Below are 17,439 nucleotides of genomic sequence, written 5' to 3' on the forward strand. Positions count from 1 at the left end.
CATCAAGGCGCCGGGTTCGGCTGCAACTCATGCAGCGCGTCGATCTCCGCGAGCACTTCCGGCGAAAGCTTCACCTCGGCGCTGGCGATGTTTTCCTTCAACTGATCGAGCGAGGTCGCGCCGATCAGATTGCTGGTCACGAACGGCCGGCTATTGACGAACGCGAGCGCGAACTGCGCGGGCGACAGGCCATGACGTTTCGCGAGTTCCACGTAACGCGTGGTCGCCTGAACCGCTTGCGGCTTGCTGTAACGCGCGAAGCGCTCGAACAGCGAGATGCGCGCGCCGGCCGGACGCGCGCCGCCTTCATACTTGCCCGACAGCCAGCCGAACGCGAGCGGCGAATAGGCGAGCAAGCCGATGCTGTCGCGATGCGCGTACTCGGACAGACCCGCTTCATACGTGCGGTTCAGCAGGCTATACGGATTCTGGATGCTGACGATGCGCGGCAAGCCGAGCTTTTCGGCCGCGCGCAGGAACTGCGCGACACCCCACGGCGTTTCGTTCGACACGCCGATGTGGCGTACCTTGCCCGCCTTGACGAACTCGGCGAGCACCGACAGCGTTTCTTCGATCGGCACCGTGTACGCGTCGTCGACCCACGGATAAGCGGGACGACCGAACGTCATCGTGCTGCGATCCGGCCAGTGCAGTTGATACAGATCGACGTAGTCGGTTTGCAGACGCTTCAGGCTGCCGTCGAGCGCTTCGGTCAGGTTCTTGCGATCGAACTGATTGCCCTCGCCGCGAATATGGCGCGGATTGTGCGGCTGACGCGCCGGTCCGGCGATCTTGGTGGCGAGCACGATTTTCTCGCGCGCGCTGCGATGCCCGGCGAGCCACGTGCCGATGTAGCGTTCCGTCGAGCCCTGCGTTTCGGCGCGCGGCGGCACCGGGTACATTTCGGCGGTGTCGATCAGGTTGACGCCATGATCGAGCGCGTAATCGATCTGCGCATGCGCTTCCTGCTCGGTGTTCTGCTCGCCCCACGTCATGGTGCCGAGACCGATCAGGCTAACCTGCACATCGGAGTCGCCGAGTCTGCGGTGTTCCATCTATCTTGTCCTGTTGAATAGGTGAACGGAAAGCGCTGACGTTACCACGCCGGCGCAATGCCTGCATCGAGGCTAGAATGCCAACCGGGCGGGCATCGCCTGCTTTTTCGTACTCAACAGCCAGGCGTCGATCCTTCTGCGATGAATCCCGAACACCTCGAACTGCTGGTCACGCGCGTGATGCCCTACGGAAAATATAAAGGCCGCGTGATTGCGGACCTGCCGGGCCATTATCTAAACTGGTTCGCGAGCCAGGGCTTTCCGCCGGGTGAAATCGGCCGCCTGCTCGCCTTGATGCAGGAGATCGATCACAACGGTTTGAAGCCGCTGCTGGAGCCCTTGCGTAAGCGCTGATACCCGCGCGATGCAAGCCGGTTCGATTAACGCGAAGCCGAATGAAAGTATCGGCGCAGGCAACGTGCAAGCCATATAGGCCGGTACAAATTTATACAGTCTTTTTCTTGCGCCGCGCACTCGCGTGGACTTAAATCGGCATAAGTCATCGCGTCGTCGCGGATGGTCCGATGGCGCGCTCGACGCTTCGCATCCGATGCTGTTTACCCGTCTGTCCATGCCCGAATTCAGTCTGCCCGCCCTGCTGGAATTTATCGGTCACGACCTGTCGCCCGTGCGTGCCGTCGTCGTCTTTTATCTGATCGGCTATCTGGTCGTCGGACTGCCCTTGCATTTTCGCCGGGGCGCTGCGTCGCGCGACATATGGGGCACGGCCGCCGGCGTGACGATGGCCGCGATCTACGCGGCGTTCATCATCGGCGTGTACCCTGCGCTGCATCATTCGGGGCTCGCGCTGCGGTAGTGCGCCTGACGTTGCGGGCTTCGCACTTTCAATAGCGTACGCACCAGCACGTCGGCACGACTGTCACGACAAATGTCGTGCGCCGAAACTCCGATACTCATACTCAGGCCAACTCATCCGAAGCATCAGCCGCCGTCAATGCCGGCCCCAGCCCCTCGAACAGCGGTTCGAGTAACGCCCGCCGCGGCTGCCAGCGACGCAGCGAAGTCCGGTAAAGCGGACGCCGCACCTGGGCCGAGCTCGCCGTGGTGACCTGACGCGTCGTCTGATGAAACGCGAGACAGCGGTCGTCCCAGTCGAGCCCGCAATGCACGAGCATCCGTCGCACGGTCGCTTCGAAATCGTCGACCAGCCGCTCATACTGGACCTCGATCATCACGCCTTCGGGCAGCGCGCTTCGCCAATGCGCCATCAACGCATCGTAGGCACGATAGTAGCGGCCGAGTTCGGCGAGATCGTAACCGAATGGCACGTCGTGAAAAAGCCGGGAAAAAATCGACAGACAGGTTTGCAACGGCGAACGGCTGCTATGGATGAAGCGCGCGTTCGGCAACGCCAGATGGATCAGCCCGACGTTGATGAAATTGAACGGATATTTGTCAGTGAAACGGAGGGGATGCGGCGCTGTACGTTGCGCGTCGTTGTCCACCGAATCATGCATGCGATCTCGCGCCGCATTCTGCCTATCGCTCTGGCATTCAGGCAGCGCTCGGCGCATGAGTTCCAGATAGTCGGCGCCGAGCGTGCGCAACTGCCGTGCGCCCACGCCATGCAGTGCTGCAATGTCGATTCTCAGCGGATCGTCGGCGTTTCTGCGTAGGCACTGCATCAGCGCTGCGCCGAATTCCGTGCGCTCGCCCGCGCCGACCACCTGTGGATGGCTCGCCAGGATCTGCTCAATCAAGGTCGAGCCGGAGCGTGGCATGCCGACGATAAAAATCGGCGCGGCGGACGGATCGCCGAGACCTCGCGCCGCCGCGAACACGTCCGCGCTTTGCATCTGCGGCAACTGAGCGAACAGCCCAAGCGTTTCGGCTTCGTTGAAACGCACGCTGGCGCGATGCAACGCGTTGGCCTTCAGGATGTGATCGAACGACGCGTCGTGACGGCCCACGCCGGACAATGCCTCGCCGTACGCGAAGTGAAGCTCCGCCTGATCGGGCGGGCTCAGCGAAGCGGCGTCGCCGGCGAGCTGTTCGAGCGATGCGAACACGGGATCGTCTGCGGCGAGACGGCTCGTCTGCACGAAGTTGCGGTAGTAGAGCGGCACGCGCGGCGCGCCGTCGATCGCGCGACGGTACGCATCATGCGCTTCGTCGAACCTGCCGAGCGCCTGCAGACAGTTGCCCATGTTGTTGTTCGAGCCGTCAGCGCCCGGGTTCAGCCGCACCGCTTCGCGGTACGCGTCCACCGCCTGTTCGAGCCGATGCATCTGCTCGAGCGTCCAGCCGAGTCCGTGATGTAAATCCGCGTTGGACGGATTGCGCGTGAGCGCGTCGCGATAACGGTCGACGGCTTCGGGAAAGCGCTGCAACGCGGCCAGCGTTGCAGCAAGGCGTTCGTAGTTGACGGCGTCGGATGGATCGAGCGCGCACGCGGCTTCGAAACAGGCCAGCGCGGCGTCGAGTTCGCCACGCGCGATGCACGCCGCGCCTTCGGCGCGTTTTGCCGACGCGGTAGTCGGCGATGGATCGTGATTCATCGGCGGCCGGGTGTTTGCCGGTCTCGCGTCGGGCGATCCTGGCGATGGGCGTGTCGTTCTTTTTTGTTCGGCTTCAACGCGAGCATGGGATGCGGATTCGAAGGCAATTGTCTGAGCGGAAAGTTAGCAGGCGTCCCCTACAGTTACTTTGCGAATAGTTAACCAACTGTTACCGAAGCGCGTATTGGTAAGGTGATGGAAGATTGTCGCGATAGCTGATCGTCATGGATTCGATCGCCGTATGTCCGTCGCGAACGCGAGCTCGCTCGCGACGCGTCGTAATGTGCGGACACAAATGCCGCTGAACTCCATCGCAGGCGATTTTTCTCATGCTTATACAAAGGAGAAAATCGTGAGCAGGCTCGTTGCATCGATCGCGCTGTTAGCGCTGGCGACAGGTCTCACCGGATGCGCGGTTGCGCCCGGATATGACTATGGTTACGCGCAGCCCTATTACCCCGGCTATGGATATGCGTACGGGCCGCCGTATGTACCGGCTTATGGCACGGTAGGTATTTGGGGAGGCTGGGGGGGCGGCTCGTGCTGTTATCACGGTGACCATTGGCATGGGGGCGGTGGTTGGCACGGCGGTGGGGGCTGGCATGGCGGGGGCGGGGGCTGGCACGGCGGCGGGTATGGCGGACCGCATGGTGGTGGCACATGGAGCCGCGGCGGCGGCGGCGGGCATGGGGGACACGGCCATTGACGCGCGACGCAACGGTTGACCGCGCGACTAAAGCCAAATCGCCGAACGACCGCCAAAAACAAAAACGGCGTTGTGATTTCTCACAACGCCGTTTGCAAAAACTTTACCGCTTGAATTCTTTGGGGTGGCTGATGGGGCTCGAACCCACGACAACAGGAATCACAATCCTGGACTCTACCAACTGAGCTACAGCCACCACTGACATCTGCTTGACTTGCCGGAAAAATCTGGCTCGTCGATGAAGAAACGAGATTATACGAACAAGATTTCCGTTTGCCTAGTCCTTTATTCAAAAATTTCGTTCGGCTCACGCAGATGCTGTCTTGCCTCGTCGAAGATGCTCAGATCGCGCGCGGCCAGCCGTTTGCTATCGGACAGAACGCGACGCCAGCCACGCGCGCCCGCCTCACCGCGATAAAGACCGAGCGCATGGCGCGTGATCGCGCCGAGATAGGTGCCGCGCGCCATTTCGGCGGCGCAATAGTCGATCAGCTTCGCTTCGACCTGCTCGCGCGTCAGCGGCGTTTGCGTCGAACCATAGAAGCGTGCGTCGACCTCGGCGAGCAGATACGGGTTGTGATAGGCCTCGCGCCCGAGCATCACGCCATCGACGTGTTGAAGATGCAGTTCGACTTCATCAAGCGTCTTGATGCCGCCGTTGATGATGATCTCCAACTCCGGGAAGTCGCGCTTCAACTGATACGCGTAGTCGTACTTGAGCGGCGGAATCTCACGATTTTCCTTCGGGCTCAGGCCCTTCAGGATCGCATTGCGCGCATGCACGACGAAGACGTTGCAACCGGCATCCGCAATCGTGCCGACGAAATCGCGCACGAAGCCGTATTCCTCGACCGCGTCGACGCCGATACGGTGCTTGACCGTCACCGGCACCGAGACCACGTCGCGCATCGCCTTCACGCAGTCGGCCACGAGTTGCGGCTCGTTCATCAGGCACGCGCCGAACGCGCCGCGTTGCACGCGCTCCGACGGGCATCCGCAGTTCAGATTGATTTCGTCGTAACCCCATTGCTCGCCGAGTTTGGCCGAACGGGCGAGGTCGTCGGGTTCGCTGCCGCCGAGTTGCAGCGCAACCGGCGCTTCGTTGGGGGTGAACGCGAGATGACGCGGTACATCGCCGTGCAGCAGCGCACCGGTCGTCACCATCTCCGTGTAAAGCCATGTATGGCGCGAGATGACGCGATGCAGCGAGCGACAGTGGCGATCGGTCCAGTCCATCATCGGCGCCACTGACACGCGGCGCGGGCTGGGAGTTTGAGGTGAAGACATGGGGCAGCCGAACGGCGTGAATCAAAACGCTAATTTTACCGCAACGCGGGAGAGCGCCTGGTCGAGGCTGATATCCGGCCGTCGCGACGCCAATGTTCCCTGCATTCCCCGAGCTCACCTGGCGCGCTAAGGCGGCCGTCTCGTTTATTCCCAATAACCTGACCGCCACCAGGCCTTTGACTGTCAAAACCTCCCTGTCATCAGGGCCGGATCACCGCCAAGGCTTATGCCGCGTGCCTCAACCGAATTATTCCGAAATCAGGAATAGTAATTTCGGTTTATCGGCACAAATTTTCAATAGTAGGGGTATACACTGCTTTCCATCGACGTTGCAGCTACACCTCACCGGCCTGCGACGCCTTCCTGAAATGAAGTCGAAACGTTATCGGAGTCACACCATGAAGACCAAGTTCATCGCCGCCCTGCTGGTTGCCGCTTCTGCCTCGATCGCTGCTCCCGCCTTTGCCAGCGGCTACGGCCCGGCACCGTTCTATCGTCCGTCGGTCGGCGCACCGGCTTCGCAGCAAGGTCAGAACGCGCAAACCGTTGCGGCTGAACACGCTAACACCGAAGCGAATGCATACGGCGGCGTGAAGAACGTGTCGTCGCAATCGGGCACGCGTGAGCCGGTTTCGGGCCCGCAATCGGTGTTCTTCGGCCACTAAGCAGTCGCCGTCGAATTCGCTGCCCGCGAGGGCAGCAGCCTGGCTGGGCGCCGAGCATGCAGGACTGATGCCGGCGCCCAGTGGCGTTTACGCAGCGCGCGAGGCGCGACACCTGTGGGCGTGAACCATGCGCCCGCAATCCCGAGCCGATGATTCGTCGAATCGATGGTCCTCTGGCGACAGGAATGACCTGAGCGTCCACCAGGTCCACTGCGCTCCGTGCGCTTCACGAAGCGTGGCTCGGCAGCAAGCCGAACATCCGAGCTTGCGGTATCTCCCTGCGCTACTTTGCCAGGCCCGCATCGATCAATTCACGCGCCGCGTGAAAGCCGGCCTCCGCGGCGGCACGTTCGGTCGACCACAAGCTGTCGATATGCACGAGCCGCCAATCGACCACGACGGCGGCATCCCGCAGCACCCGAAAATGCGCCTTGACGCCCGTCAGCACCTGCTCGACCGCGACCTCGATGTCGTAGTCCTGATAACGCTCCTCGTAGTCCCCCATGTCGAGGCCCTTCGGCTCCATATCCGCCTCCGTCAGTGCTGTATGAGTGCTGCGTGCCGCTGGTGAAAGGTCGACGGCGGACCGGTGTCCGCCGACGAGCGCGCACACCACTCCGCGGCACCCTGCGGTGCCGCCCGGACTGCCTTGTCCGGCGATCAATCGCAATCGCCGGACAGATACTGCCGTCCGCTACAGGTGATCTGGACTTCCCCGCTGCCTGCTTCGGCAGCGAGGCCGCCCGCCAGCAATTCCGCGGTGACAGACTGCGCCAGCTGCGGCGCCGGTTGACCGACGCCGACGTCGTTCAGACGCCGCAACGCTTCAACCGCTTCGGGACTCAATGACTTCGACATGGCCGTCTCCGTCGGGATGTTCAATTCATCCTAGCAACTTTCGGGGGCCAATGCAGGTGCTCGTCGGCGCATAGACGTTGCGCGGCAGGCGTTGGGCAGAGGTATGGAGCTTGCTCGCGTGCTGCATGCCTACTCACCTTCATGACCGAAGCCCGGCAAGCGGTCTCGGCGATACAGGTACCGGCAAGCCCTCATTACGCGAGCCGCCGACGCCTGGCGAACTTGTCGGGGAAACGCTTCCCCCGCAAGCATTGCTGGCCGCGCGGGCGCAAACGTCGGCATATCAGAGGGATGGCCGCCGAAGGGCGAAACGGAAGGCATGCGCCGCCACCGTCCCCCGCCCAGTCCACGGCCACAATCGGCGCCAGGGTACAACCGGCGGCCAACCCGCATCGCAACGGAGGATCGAATGAAACGAAACAGATGGATAACGCTGGCCGCCGGCCTCACGCTCGTAGCGGGCACCGCAAGCAGCATCGCCACCGTAGCACTCGCACAAGCCGCGAAAACAGCGCCACCGGACAGTAGCGCGTCGATGGCAAAACCGCCCGAAGCCGCTTCCGGCTCGGGCGGTTCGAGCAATCCGGACAACATGCCGATCAAACGTCCGCGCCAGCCGACCAACGACCGTATGATGCACGAGCCGCCCGCCAGCGGCGCGAACGCGAAATAGCGGCGGCTTTACAGGCTCAGGCCAGGCTACAGGCGCGCGATCGACACCTCCGTCGACTTCACCAGCGCGACCACTTCCGAACCGACCTTCAGTTCGAGTTCGTCGACCGAGCGCGTCGTGATCACCGAGGTGACGATACCGAACGGCGTCTCCACATCGACCTCGGACACCACCGAACCGCGGATGATTTCCTTGACCTTGCCTTTGAACTGATTGCGTACGTTGATTGCGGAAATGCTCATAACGAGTGACTCCAGAGATGCGGTTAAAAAGCAGTGGCCAGCCAAACTCAGACGGCCCAACGGACGTCTGTCGGCCGCGTGAGGCGGCCTGCGTCACGCGCCTCGTAAGGGCGATCGGAGAGCGCGTCGTCGTTCGGCGCGTTCTTTAATACGCGTTGCAACACGTGGTCTTCGAGCGCGGCGAAGCCGGCCGACGCGCGTGCCCGCGGACGATCGAGCGCGACCGGCTGATCGAGCGCGATGCGCCCTTCTTCGATCAGCAGAATCCGGTCGCCGAGCGCCACGGCTTCATGCACGTCGTGCGTGACGAGCAGCGCAGTGAACCGATGCTCGCGCCACAGACGTTCGATCAACGCGTGCATTTCGATCCGCGTCAGCGCATCGAGCGCGCCGAGCGGCTCATCGAGCAACAGCAATTGCGGACGATGCACGAGTGCCCGCGCCAGCGCCACGCGCTGCCGCTGGCCGCCGGAGAGCTGCGCCGGCCAATCGTTGGCGCGTTCGAGCAGGCCGACTTCGGCGAGCACGGCGCGCGCATCTTCACGCGCGCTGCGGCCGAGACCGAGCATCACGTTTTGCAACACGCTCTTCCACGGCAGCAGGCGCGCGTCCTGAAACATGATGCGGGTGTCGAGCGGCCCGCCGTCTTCGGCGCGCTTTTCGAGCACGCCCGCGCTGGTCTTTTCGAGGCCCGCGACGAGCCGCAGCAAGGTTGACTTACCGCAACCGCTGCGGCCGACAATGGCGACGAAACTGCCGCGCTCGATCGACAGATCGAAATCGGACAGCACCTTGCGTGCGCCGTACTGCTTGCCCACGCCGCGCAACTGCACCGAGTAATCTGACGACGAACGGGACACACCGGGTGCGCCGTGGCGCGCGAGCGCGCCGTCGACTTTGAGCGTGTCGCCCCGTGTCGTCACTCGCGGCTTGCCGTGGGTCGAGTCGGCATGCTCGAAGCCCGCGGCTTGATCCGCGTCGTGGTCGGCGATCCGCGGCTGCGCGACTTCGGCTTCGAGATCGCTGCCCGCTATTGCGCCGAACGACGCCGACAATGTCGTTGCGTTCATGCTTTCGCTCCTCGTTGATAGGCCGGATGCCAGCGCAGCGACACGCGCTCCAGGCTCTTCGCGAGCACGTCGGCGAGTTTGCCGAGCGCCGCGTACAGCAGAATGCCGACCACCACCACGTCCGTTTGCAGGAATTCGCGCGCATTCATCGTCATGTAGCCGATGCCCGATTGCGCGGAAATGGTCTCGGCGACGATCAGCGTGACCCACATCAGCCCCAACGCGAAACGCACGCCGACGAGAATCGACGGCAACGCGCCCGGCAAAATCACATGACGGTATAGCGCGAAGCCCTTCACGCCGTAACTGCGCGCCATTTCGATCAGGTTGGCGTCGACCGAACGGATGCCGTGAAACGTGTTCACGTAGACCGGGAAAAACACGCCGAGCGCGACAAGAAACACCTTCGCCTGCTCCTCGATGCCGAACCACAGAATCACGAGCGGGATCATCGCGAGCGATGGGATGTTACGGATCATCTGTACGGTCGAATCGAGCGCGACTTCGGCGGGCTTGAACAGGCCCGTCGCGAGTCCGAGCACGAGACCGATGCCCCCGCCGATCGCGAATCCCGACACCGCGCGCCACGTGCTGACCTTCACGTCCGCCCACATTTCGCCGGACTGGATCAGCGACCACGCCGCCTTCACGACCGCGAGCGGTTCGGGCAGCACGCGCGTCGACAGCACGCCGCTGCGCGCGGCGAATTCCCACGCGAGCAGAATCACGAGCGGCGCGATCCATGGCGCCAGATGTGCGCCGATGCGGCGCAGCGCGCCCGTGTGTCTGTTGGCGTCCGCCCCCGCGTCCGCGTTTGTATCGCCGCGGGGCGCACCCAGAGTGGCTTGAGTCATGATTGCTTTCCTCATTGCTTGTCGAAGCTCGTCCGTGCCGGAGGCACCCGTGCGCTCAGCTCGCGCTCGCCGCCTTCGGCAGATAGTTGTTGCCGACGATTTCGCCGAACGGCCCCGACAACGGGCCATTCGAAACCTTGTTGCGCCGGTTCGGCAGCAGCGGGAATACCAGCTCGGCGAAGCGATACGACTCTTCGAGATGCGGGTAGCCGGACAGGATGAAAGTGTCGATGCCGAGCTCGGCGTACTCCTTCATGCGCGCGGCCACCTGCTCCGGATTGCCGACCAGCGCTGTGCCCGCGCCGCCCCGCACGAGGCCCACGCCCGCCCACAGATTCGGATAAACCTCGAGTTCGGCGCGCCCGCCGCGCTTGCCGCCATGCAGCGCGGCCATGCGGCGCTGCCCCTCGGAGTCCATCTTCGAGAACGAGGCCTGCGCGCGTGCGATGGTGTCGTCGTCGAGCTTGCTGATCAGCTTGTCGGCAGCGGCCCAGGCTTCTTCTTCGGTCTCGCGCACGATCACGTGCAGGCGAATGCCGAACTTGATCTCACGACCATGCGCCGCGGCGCGCGCGCGAATGTCGGCGATCTTCTTCGCCACCGCCTCGGGCGGCTCGCCCCACGTCAGATAGGTGTCGATGTGCTGGGCCGCCATGTCGTGCGCAGCCGGCGACGAACCGCCGAACCACAGCGGCGGATGCGGGTTCTGCACCGGCGGATATAACACCTTGCCGCGTTTCGAACTCAGATGCTTGCCCTCGAAGTCGATCGCGTCTTTGGTGTGCGACGCGCTGAGCAGCTTGCGCCAGATGTGCAGGAACTCATCGGTGATCTCATAGCGCGTGTCGTGATCGACGAACACGCCGTCGCCTTCCAGTTCGGCAGCATCGCCACCGGTCACGACGTTGATCAGCAGACGCCCGTTCGACAGACGGTCGAAGGTCGCCGCCATCCGCGCGGCCAGACCTGGCGACGAGAGGCCCGGACGGATCGCCACCAGGAACTTCAAGCGTTTGGTCGCGGCGATCAGACTCGACGCGACGACCCAGGCGTCTTCGCACGAACGGCCCGTGGGCAGCAGCACGCCTTCGTAGCCGAGCGTATCGGCGGCGACGGCGACCTGCTGGAAGTAGTCGTAGTCCGCTGCGCGTGCGCCTTGGGACGTACCGAGATAGCGGCTGTCGCCGTGAGTCGGAATGAACCAGAACACATTCATTTTGCTGCTCCTGCTTGTTCCAAATCAGGTTGAACGGGGCGGTGCGGGAAGTGTCCGCGCACACGCCGGCCGCGCGCATCCGTGCGGCACGCGGCCGGGCGATGCGACGAAAAAGAGTGAGAAATGGGCGTGGTGATGCGGGCTACGGGCGACAGCGCCGACGCGCTTGCACCATGCAGCGGGTGAAGATCGGCATCAGGCAGGACATCGCGACGGCTTCCCTCGACCAGACGTGCGCATGACGCGCTCGATTAACGGACGACGGCGCTAAACGCCGTCTGCATGAAGAAGCAGTCTATGGATCGAGGGGCGGCTTTTGAACGATTTTTTTTAGCTTAGGTTTTCCACTTTCGTGATTAGCCCGACGTTAAAGCATACGGGTGTTGCGCTATATGCACGCGGAAAACAGGGTGCCCCTATATATAATGGCGCACGTTTCCAATAATCCGGTACCGGCCGCGCGAATGACGCCACCCGTACCCTGGCGGTGCAATGCATGCAAAAACTCATCCTGCCGTTCGTCGCCGGTTTTCTGGCATCCCTGTTCTTTCACGAATCGACGCTGGCGCTGATGCACGCAGCGGGCATGATCGACCCGACCGGTTTTTCGACAGCGCCGTTCTTACCGCTCGGGCTGCCTGAGTTCATCGCGAATGCAATCTGGAGCGCGTTCTGGGCCGTACTGATGGCGTGGCTGCTGCGCGTCGCGCCGCACCGGCGTGCGCCGTGGGTGCCGGCCTTCGTGTTCGGCGGTGTCGTGTTGACCGCGGCGAGCGTGTTCGTGATCGATCCGCTGCGCGGCATCTGGCCGAGCGGCAACATGCTGCCGCGCCTCGCGGTGGGGTTCGCGGCGAACGCGATGTGGGGCTGGGGCGCGCTGGTGTTCATGCGCGCGTTTATGGCGAGTGAAGACGAAGATTGAGGGGTCTGGCGGTGAGTCGGCTGCGGTGCACGCGCTGACACGCTGAAGGCTCGCCTTGTTGCTTTACAGGCTTTACAGGCTTTACAGGCTTTACAGGCTTTACAGGCTTTACAGGCTTTACAGGCTTTACAGGCTTTACACCAGCGTAGCTGCAGGTCTATGCCGGCGACCATGCCCACATCAACCCGTTCACTTCACGCCCCCTGCTCAACCGCGCAAATCACGCAACGGATGTTCGTCCGCCGGCCACGGGCTCTCGAACATTTTCTCCACGTCGGCGGCACTCACGTCTTCAATGCGCGCAAAGCGCCAGCGCGGCGCGTTGTCCTTATCGATGATGCGCGCCCGAATCCCTTCGAGCGCGTCGCCCGCGAGAAAGCTCGAACGCGTCAGATCGAGATCGCGGCGCAGCACATCGGCCATCGAACCCTCCGCACGCGTCACCACTTCCAGCGACACGGCCATCGACAGCGGCGAGCGCTCGCGCAACACGCCGATCGTCTGTTCGGCCCACTCCGCTGCATCGCCCTCATGTGCGCGCTCCTGTTCGAGCGACGCGAGAATCCGCGCGACATCGGGCAACGCGAAATGCCGGTCGATCAACGCACGCACGCGCGCCAGCGACGAAGCCTCCGGCGCCGGCTCGACCTGCAGGGCGAGCGCCGCTCGCTCGATGCATGCAACCACGTCCGCGCCGCGCTCGAACAGTTCGCTGCGCAGCGTGTCGAGCAGCGCAGGCAAAGCCGCATCGTCGAAATAGACATCGGCGAGGCCTGCGTAGAGCGCATCGGCCGCGCCGATCGTTTCGCCGGTCACCGCCAGATAGCGGCCGATCGCGCCCGGTGTGCGCGTCAGAAACCAGCTCGCGCCGACATCGGGAAAGAGCCCGATGCGCGTTTCGGGCATGGCCATCTTCGTCGAGCCGGTGACCACGCGCAGACCGCCGGTGCGGTGCGCGCCTTGCGAGATGCCCATGCCGCCGCCCATCACGACGCCATTCATCAACGCGATGTACGGCTTCGGATAAGTGAAGATCGCGTGATTGAGACGGTATTCCTCGGTGAAGAACACGTCGCGCGCGTCATGCTCGCCGCGTTGCGCCGACTCATACAGAAACCGGACATCGCCGCCCGCGCAGAACGCGCGGGGGTGCTGGCTGCGCACGACGACGGCGAGCACGTCGGGATTGTCGCCCCACTGATCGAGCGCCGCGTGGATCGCGCGAATCATGCCGGTGGACAGTGCGTTGAGCGCCTTCGGCCTTTCCAGTTCGATGAAGCCGATGCGGTTGGCTACGTAAGTCGCGACTTCGTCGCTGACGGCGGGCGAGGCGGAGATGGACATGGAGAACGAGGCGCAACGGCGTTGAGTGAAGTGGAACTGAACGTTATCACGTGCCCGTGGTTTTGCGTTTCGTGCCCGGACTGCGGGTCTTGCCCGGCGGCGCTTTGGCCGGCTTGCCGCCCGAGGCCGGCGACGACGGCGCACTGCCGCGATCGGCGGACGATGTGGTCTGCATGCCCGCGCCGGCGGTACTCGCGACGCGGCGCGCTGGCGCGGCGCGTCGTGTGGCGGGTGGCGCGGTGTGTGGTGCCGCTTGTGATGCGCCGAGCCAGGCGTCGAGTGCGACGTCCACCACCGTATCGAGCGGTGCGGTTGGAAACACCGGGCACGTGAGGTTCAGCGCGACGATTCCGTGCAGGGTCGCCCAGAACGCCTCGGCCCACACGGCGGTATCCGTCGAAGCCGGCAGGCGCCCCGCCGCTTTGAGTGCCTCGAGCGCCGCCATCGTCAGGTGCAATGCGGCCGCGCCGGGGTCGTCGCCGGCTGCGGCGGCGGCTGCGTCGTTCACCTCGGTAGCCGGTGTCGTCGCCGTTGCCGATGCCATCGGGTCGGTCGCGGTGAGCGCGGCTTTGTCGTCAGCGAGCGCCTTGGCCTTTCCTGCAACCGAAGTCCCGGCGCCGGCCAGCGCCGCTCCCATATAACTCTGATCCTCCATGAAGATCAGCCGATACGTCTCCCGATGGGTGACGCCGAACGCAACGTAAGCGCGCCCGAGCGCCTTCAACCGCTCAGCCGGATCGACGATCCCCGCGAGCGGCACGAAGGTCTCCAGCAATTGCGCATAGCCCTCCGCGCACAACGCATGCGCGATCTCGTCGCGGCTCGCGAAATGCAGATACAGCGTGGCGGGTGAATATTCGATGGCGTCGGCGATCTTGCGCATCGAGAGCGCAGCGAAACCTTCACGCATGACGATGCGCCGCGCGGCATCGAGGATGCGTTCGCGCAGCGCCTGTTTCTGGCGGTTTTTCCGTTCGGCGATTCCCATGACGACCATTTTCAGATTGACAAACTGAAAAGTCAATTTAAACTGAACACCGTTTACTGAACAGTGTTCAGTAAATTTTCAATCGTCATCTGAATGTGCGAGCGCAATACGGCGCCGCCTGCGAGGAGTCGTCATGGAAGAGGCTGGAAAAGTGGGTTTGTTCGGCGCCGCGGGTGCGGCCGGTCGGATCATCGCGGCGGCGCTGAGCGCGGCGGGTCGTGACTACCGCGTGGTCGGCCGCTCGCGCGAGCCGCTCGAGGCGGCGTTCGGCCACGACCCGCACGCCGAAATCGTCACGTGGAATCCCGACGACGTCGCGTCGATTCGCGCGGCGGCCGCCGGTTTGCAGGCCGTGATCTACCTGGTCGGCGTGCCGTACGACCAGTTCGCCGCCCATCCGCCGTTGATGGAGAAAACGCTTGCCGGCGTCGTGGCGGCGGGCGTCGAGCGCTTCATTCTGATCGGCACGGTGTATCCGTACGGGCGCGCGCGCGGCAATCCGATCAGCGAGGATCATCCGCGCGAGCCTCACACGTTCAAAGGCCGGATGCGGCTCGCGCAGGAAAATCTCGTGCTGGCGGCGCACGGGCAGCACGGCCTCTCGACGCTGGTGCTGCGCCTGCCCGACTTCTACGGTCCCTGCATCGAGCGCAGCCTGCTGAACGGTGTGTTCGAGGGCGCCGCCGCCGGCAAGCGCGCGCAGATGATCGGCCCGCTGGACGTGCCGCACGAATTCATCTACCTGCCGGACATCGGGCCCGTGGTCGAGACGCTCACCCGCACGCCCGAAGCCTATGGACGCTGGTGGCACCTCGCGGGCACCGGCACGCTCACGCAGCGCGAAGTGGCGCGGCAGGCTTACGCGCTGGCGGGCCGCGCACCGAAGCTGATGGTGGCCGGCAAGACCCTGCTGCGCGTGCTGGGCCTCGTCAATCCGCTGATGCGCGAGTTGGTGGAGATGAACTACCTGATGACCGAGCCGGTCGTGCTCGACGATTCCGCGCTGAGGAGGCTGGTCGGCCCGATCGTCAAAACCCCGTACGAGGAAGGGATCCGGCGCTGCGTCGAAGCCGCCCGCGACGCCGCATCGGCTCAGGGCCCGACGCAGCGAAGCGCCGCGAAAACGCCCTGAATGACGAAGCCCTCGCTGGTGCGGCGGATGCCGCACAACTGGCGCGGAGTCGATGGGATCTTATCGTTGCCGCACGCTCGCACGAATGTGTCGAACGTATGCGGCAAGCAGGAGCCGGACTAGCCCGCCACCTTACCGGGCGGGAAATGGCCGCTCTTGAGCAGAACGGGCGTGCCGTTGCTGATCTGCAAGTGCTCGCGCGCCACGGCCTCGATGCGCGGGCGGCCGGCATCGAACGCGCGCAGCCAGCCTTCGCGGTCCTCGGTGTAGGCGCCGAAGTGGTCTTCGAGCGCTTCGACCGAAATCGCGCACGGCACCGGCTCGCCGTCCACCAGTGCGGGAAAGACTACGGTCAGATTGGAGCCGCGGTAGGCAGGCGCGTCCGCGGGAAACCGAATTTCCATGGTCGCCTCATCAGAAGGTTCCGGCAGGAAGGCGGCGCCGGCCAGAACTAGCCGCACGCCGCCAACCCCGCTATGGTACTCGCGCGGCCGCAGCGCGGTCCAGCGGGCCGCGGGGCTTTGTTCTGAGTTTTCGGGCGCGTTTTCAAGTGCACTTTTGGGCGCGCCCGAGGTGGCGAGTTTTCCCGTATCCCGTGCCGCCATCAGTGCCCACCCAACAGACGGTCGACATAATCGCGCGCCGCCTGCTCGACGAAAACCAGCGCGTCCGCCTCGCTGCCGAAGCGTTGCTCGCCGCCGAGATCCAGCAGCGTTTCCATCCGGTGCGGATCGTCCGGACCGTGTTCGGCGAGACTCACCGAGCCGACATAGGTGCCGCCCGCCTCCGGCGTATCGGTGGCCGGCACGAAGCGCGCGGCGGCGCTGATGTAATAGCCGCGATAAGGTCCGCTGACCCGTTCAGCCATAGTCTTCCTCCTCGTTGCGATTGATGGAGAACGCCGCGCGCGGCGCGTCGGCCTGCGTTTCGCCGCAGGTCCGCGCAGATCCCGTCGCACGCATGCGCTTCTGGCAAACAGCCAGTAAGTAAGGCGCCTCGCGCACCGATAAGTTCTACCGGATGCGTATCGGCCCGGCTGCGCATTGCACTTGTTCGACCCGGGCGGGTCGAACTTCGACATCGGCACGATCCGTGCTGTTGCAGGACGCGATTTCGAGGGCGACGAGCGCAATATGGGAAAATATTTTCTAAAGAACCAGGAACTGCCCGAACCGGATGCGGCGAACAAGTGGTTTGCGTATGCCGAAAGCCATGACATCGACATTCCGAAAGCCATCAGCATCTGGGAAGACGCGGCCACCGAAAGCGGCACTGAAAGCCGCCGGCTGGTCGGCGCGGCGGGCATCACGATCGAGACGCCCTAGCCGTCGGCGCGCACGTCGCGTGGCGACAGCAAGCCCACGAACCACCCGAACACCAGAAAGGAAATCATCACGATGCATTTTTTGACGCAACTGCGGACTCAATCGTGCCGCGCCGGCCGCTTCCGATCCACTACCGCGCTCGCGCTGGTCCGCCGGGCTGCGCTGTCGGCCGCCCTGCCCGCCGCCGTGCTGCTGGGCGCGGGCCTCGCCGGTTGCGCATCGTCGAACACGACCTCGTTGATCAACCTGCCGAACGGCCAGACCGGTTTCGCGGTGAATTGCAGCGGCGCCGACGCCGCTTCCAGCTGGGCCTCCTGCTACGTGCAGGCCGGCAACGCATGCGGCGCCACCGGCTACGAGATCGTGTCGAAAGATAACGACGAAGGCGGCACCGCGGGCGGCAGCGTCACCAACGTCGTATCGGCCAACGTGAAAAACCGCTCGATGATAGTGCGCTGCAAGTAAGCGCCATCCACAACGTCGGGCGCCATTGAACGCCCGGGCGCCGACGTCACGCTCGACTTCGACCATTGCAATGCGGCGAACGAGATCCCCATCACCCGCGAACGCGGCGCCGCTTGGC

General features: G+C 64.0%; 22 protein-coding genes and 1 tRNA gene. 9 read left to right on the forward strand and 14 right to left on the reverse strand.

Annotated elements, in window-relative coordinates:
• Positions 1-2: 2 nt before the first annotated feature.
• A complete protein-coding gene (locus ACZ9H4_RS09665) occupies positions 3-1,055 on the reverse strand; it encodes an NADP(H)-dependent aldo-keto reductase (RefSeq protein ID WP_408326033.1) in 1,053 nt (350 codons plus the stop codon).
• Positions 1,056-1,196: 141 nt separating this feature from the next.
• On the opposite strand from ACZ9H4_RS09665, the gene ACZ9H4_RS09670 reads away from it, so the two are divergent.
• On the forward strand, positions 1,197-1,409 hold the full coding sequence (locus ACZ9H4_RS09670; RefSeq protein WP_042323893.1) for a DUF3820 family protein: 213 nt from the start codon (positions 1,197-1,199) through the stop codon (positions 1,407-1,409).
• 217 nt (positions 1,410-1,626) lie between these two features.
• Positions 1,627-1,872, forward strand: a complete 246-nt coding sequence (locus ACZ9H4_RS09675; RefSeq protein WP_476119032.1) for a hypothetical protein — start codon at positions 1,627-1,629, stop codon at positions 1,870-1,872.
• 103 nt (positions 1,873-1,975) lie between these two features.
• Here ACZ9H4_RS09675 and ACZ9H4_RS09680 read toward each other — a convergent pair whose 3' ends face one another.
• A complete protein-coding gene (locus tag ACZ9H4_RS09680) occupies positions 1,976-3,574 on the reverse strand; it encodes a sulfotransferase family protein (RefSeq protein ID WP_476118896.1) in 1,599 nt (532 codons plus the stop codon).
• A gap of 352 nt (positions 3,575-3,926) precedes the next feature.
• On the opposite strand from ACZ9H4_RS09680, the gene ACZ9H4_RS09685 reads away from it, so the two are divergent.
• Positions 3,927-4,280 (forward strand): hypothetical protein, encoded by a 354-nt coding sequence (locus tag ACZ9H4_RS09685; RefSeq protein WP_476118898.1) that lies wholly within the window; start codon positions 3,927-3,929, stop codon positions 4,278-4,280.
• Between the two features lie 120 nt (positions 4,281-4,400).
• On the opposite strand, the gene ACZ9H4_RS09690 is transcribed toward ACZ9H4_RS09685, so the two are convergent.
• A tRNA-His gene (locus ACZ9H4_RS09690) sits at positions 4,401-4,476 on the reverse strand.
• An 89-nt stretch (positions 4,477-4,565) separates the two neighbouring features.
• Positions 4,566-5,567, reverse strand: a complete 1,002-nt coding sequence (dusA, locus tag ACZ9H4_RS09695; RefSeq protein ID WP_408157746.1) for a tRNA dihydrouridine(20/20a) synthase DusA — start codon at positions 5,565-5,567, stop codon at positions 4,566-4,568.
• Positions 5,568-5,965: 398 nt separating this feature from the next.
• On the opposite strand from dusA, the gene ACZ9H4_RS09700 reads away from it, so the two are divergent.
• Positions 5,966-6,232, forward strand: coding sequence for a hypothetical protein (locus ACZ9H4_RS09700; protein WP_408143081.1), 267 nt, complete (start codon positions 5,966-5,968; stop codon positions 6,230-6,232).
• Between the two features lie 283 nt (positions 6,233-6,515).
• Here the strand turns inward: ACZ9H4_RS09700 and ACZ9H4_RS09705 are convergent, their stop codons facing one another.
• Positions 6,516-6,758 carry a DUF6566 family protein gene (locus tag ACZ9H4_RS09705; protein WP_408143079.1) on the reverse strand — a complete coding sequence of 81 codons (243 nt, stop codon included), beginning with the start codon at positions 6,756-6,758 and terminating at the stop codon, positions 6,516-6,518.
• A gap of 134 nt (positions 6,759-6,892) precedes the next feature.
• Positions 6,893-7,090 carry a hypothetical protein gene (locus ACZ9H4_RS09710; protein WP_408143077.1) on the reverse strand — a complete coding sequence of 66 codons (198 nt, stop codon included), beginning with the start codon at positions 7,088-7,090 and terminating at the stop codon, positions 6,893-6,895.
• Positions 7,091-7,499: 409 nt separating this feature from the next.
• Here ACZ9H4_RS09710 and ACZ9H4_RS09715 point away from each other — a divergent pair, with 409 nt between their 5' ends.
• Positions 7,500-7,763 carry a hypothetical protein gene (locus ACZ9H4_RS09715; RefSeq protein ID WP_408143075.1) on the forward strand — a complete coding sequence of 88 codons (264 nt, stop codon included), beginning with the start codon at positions 7,500-7,502 and terminating at the stop codon, positions 7,761-7,763.
• 26 nt (positions 7,764-7,789) lie between these two features.
• Here the strand turns inward: ACZ9H4_RS09715 and ACZ9H4_RS09720 are convergent, their stop codons facing one another.
• From ACZ9H4_RS09720 to ssuD, 4 genes are read right to left on the reverse strand one after another with little or no spacing between them, the layout of a single operon-like run.
• Complete coding sequence (locus ACZ9H4_RS09720) at positions 7,790-8,005, reverse strand: TOBE domain-containing protein (protein WP_008922916.1); 216 nt, start codon at positions 8,003-8,005, stop codon at positions 7,790-7,792.
• Between the two features lie 47 nt (positions 8,006-8,052).
• Positions 8,053-9,075 carry an ATP-binding cassette domain-containing protein gene (locus ACZ9H4_RS09725; RefSeq protein WP_476118902.1) on the reverse strand — a complete coding sequence of 341 codons (1,023 nt, stop codon included), beginning with the start codon at positions 9,073-9,075 and terminating at the stop codon, positions 8,053-8,055.
• A complete protein-coding gene (gene ssuC, locus ACZ9H4_RS09730; RefSeq protein WP_408157751.1) occupies positions 9,072-9,929 on the reverse strand; it encodes an aliphatic sulfonate ABC transporter permease SsuC in 858 nt (285 codons plus the stop codon). The genes ACZ9H4_RS09725 and ssuC overlap by 4 nt, the downstream gene beginning before the upstream one ends.
• 55 nt (positions 9,930-9,984) lie before the next feature.
• Positions 9,985-11,145, reverse strand: coding sequence for an FMNH2-dependent alkanesulfonate monooxygenase (ssuD, locus tag ACZ9H4_RS09735; RefSeq protein ID WP_408326051.1), 1,161 nt, complete (start codon positions 11,143-11,145; stop codon positions 9,985-9,987).
• 496 nt (positions 11,146-11,641) lie between these two features.
• Here ssuD and ACZ9H4_RS09740 point away from each other — a divergent pair, with 496 nt between their 5' ends.
• Positions 11,642-12,067, forward strand: coding sequence for a hypothetical protein (locus tag ACZ9H4_RS09740; protein WP_408157753.1), 426 nt, complete (start codon positions 11,642-11,644; stop codon positions 12,065-12,067).
• Positions 12,068-12,274: 207 nt separating this feature from the next.
• On the opposite strand, the gene ACZ9H4_RS09745 is transcribed toward ACZ9H4_RS09740, so the two are convergent.
• Entirely contained in the window at positions 12,275-13,411 is a 1,137-nt protein-coding gene (locus tag ACZ9H4_RS09745) for an enoyl-CoA hydratase/isomerase family protein (protein WP_476118904.1), read from the reverse strand.
• A gap of 46 nt (positions 13,412-13,457) precedes the next feature.
• Positions 13,458-14,399 (reverse strand): TetR/AcrR family transcriptional regulator, encoded by a 942-nt coding sequence (locus tag ACZ9H4_RS09750; RefSeq protein ID WP_476119034.1) that lies wholly within the window; start codon positions 14,397-14,399, stop codon positions 13,458-13,460.
• A 133-nt stretch (positions 14,400-14,532) separates the two neighbouring features.
• Between ACZ9H4_RS09750 and ACZ9H4_RS09755 the strand changes: the two genes are divergently transcribed.
• Positions 14,533-15,531 (forward strand): NAD-dependent epimerase/dehydratase family protein, encoded by a 999-nt coding sequence (locus ACZ9H4_RS09755; RefSeq protein WP_408157757.1) that lies wholly within the window; start codon positions 14,533-14,535, stop codon positions 15,529-15,531.
• Positions 15,532-15,650: 119 nt separating this feature from the next.
• Here the strand turns inward: ACZ9H4_RS09755 and ACZ9H4_RS09760 are convergent, their stop codons facing one another.
• Both ACZ9H4_RS09760 and ACZ9H4_RS09765 read right to left on the reverse strand, forming a co-directional pair.
• The gene (locus ACZ9H4_RS09760; protein ID WP_408143237.1) at positions 15,651-15,935 is read right to left on the reverse strand and encodes a DUF1488 family protein; all 285 of its coding nucleotides are present in this window, start codon (positions 15,933-15,935) and stop codon (positions 15,651-15,653) included.
• Between the two features lie 200 nt (positions 15,936-16,135).
• Positions 16,136-16,399, reverse strand: coding sequence for a hypothetical protein (locus ACZ9H4_RS09765; protein WP_408143061.1), 264 nt, complete (start codon positions 16,397-16,399; stop codon positions 16,136-16,138).
• A gap of 265 nt (positions 16,400-16,664) precedes the next feature.
• On the opposite strand from ACZ9H4_RS09765, the gene ACZ9H4_RS09770 reads away from it, so the two are divergent.
• On the forward strand, positions 16,665-16,856 hold the full coding sequence (locus tag ACZ9H4_RS09770) for a hypothetical protein (RefSeq protein ID WP_408143059.1): 192 nt from the start codon (positions 16,665-16,667) through the stop codon (positions 16,854-16,856).
• Between the two features lie 72 nt (positions 16,857-16,928).
• Positions 16,929-17,321 (forward strand): hypothetical protein, encoded by a 393-nt coding sequence (locus tag ACZ9H4_RS09775; RefSeq protein ID WP_408143057.1) that lies wholly within the window; start codon positions 16,929-16,931, stop codon positions 17,319-17,321.
• The last annotated feature ends 118 nt before the right edge of the window (positions 17,322-17,439 follow it).

The organism is Paraburkholderia sp. TE9906 (assembly GCF_056279605.1).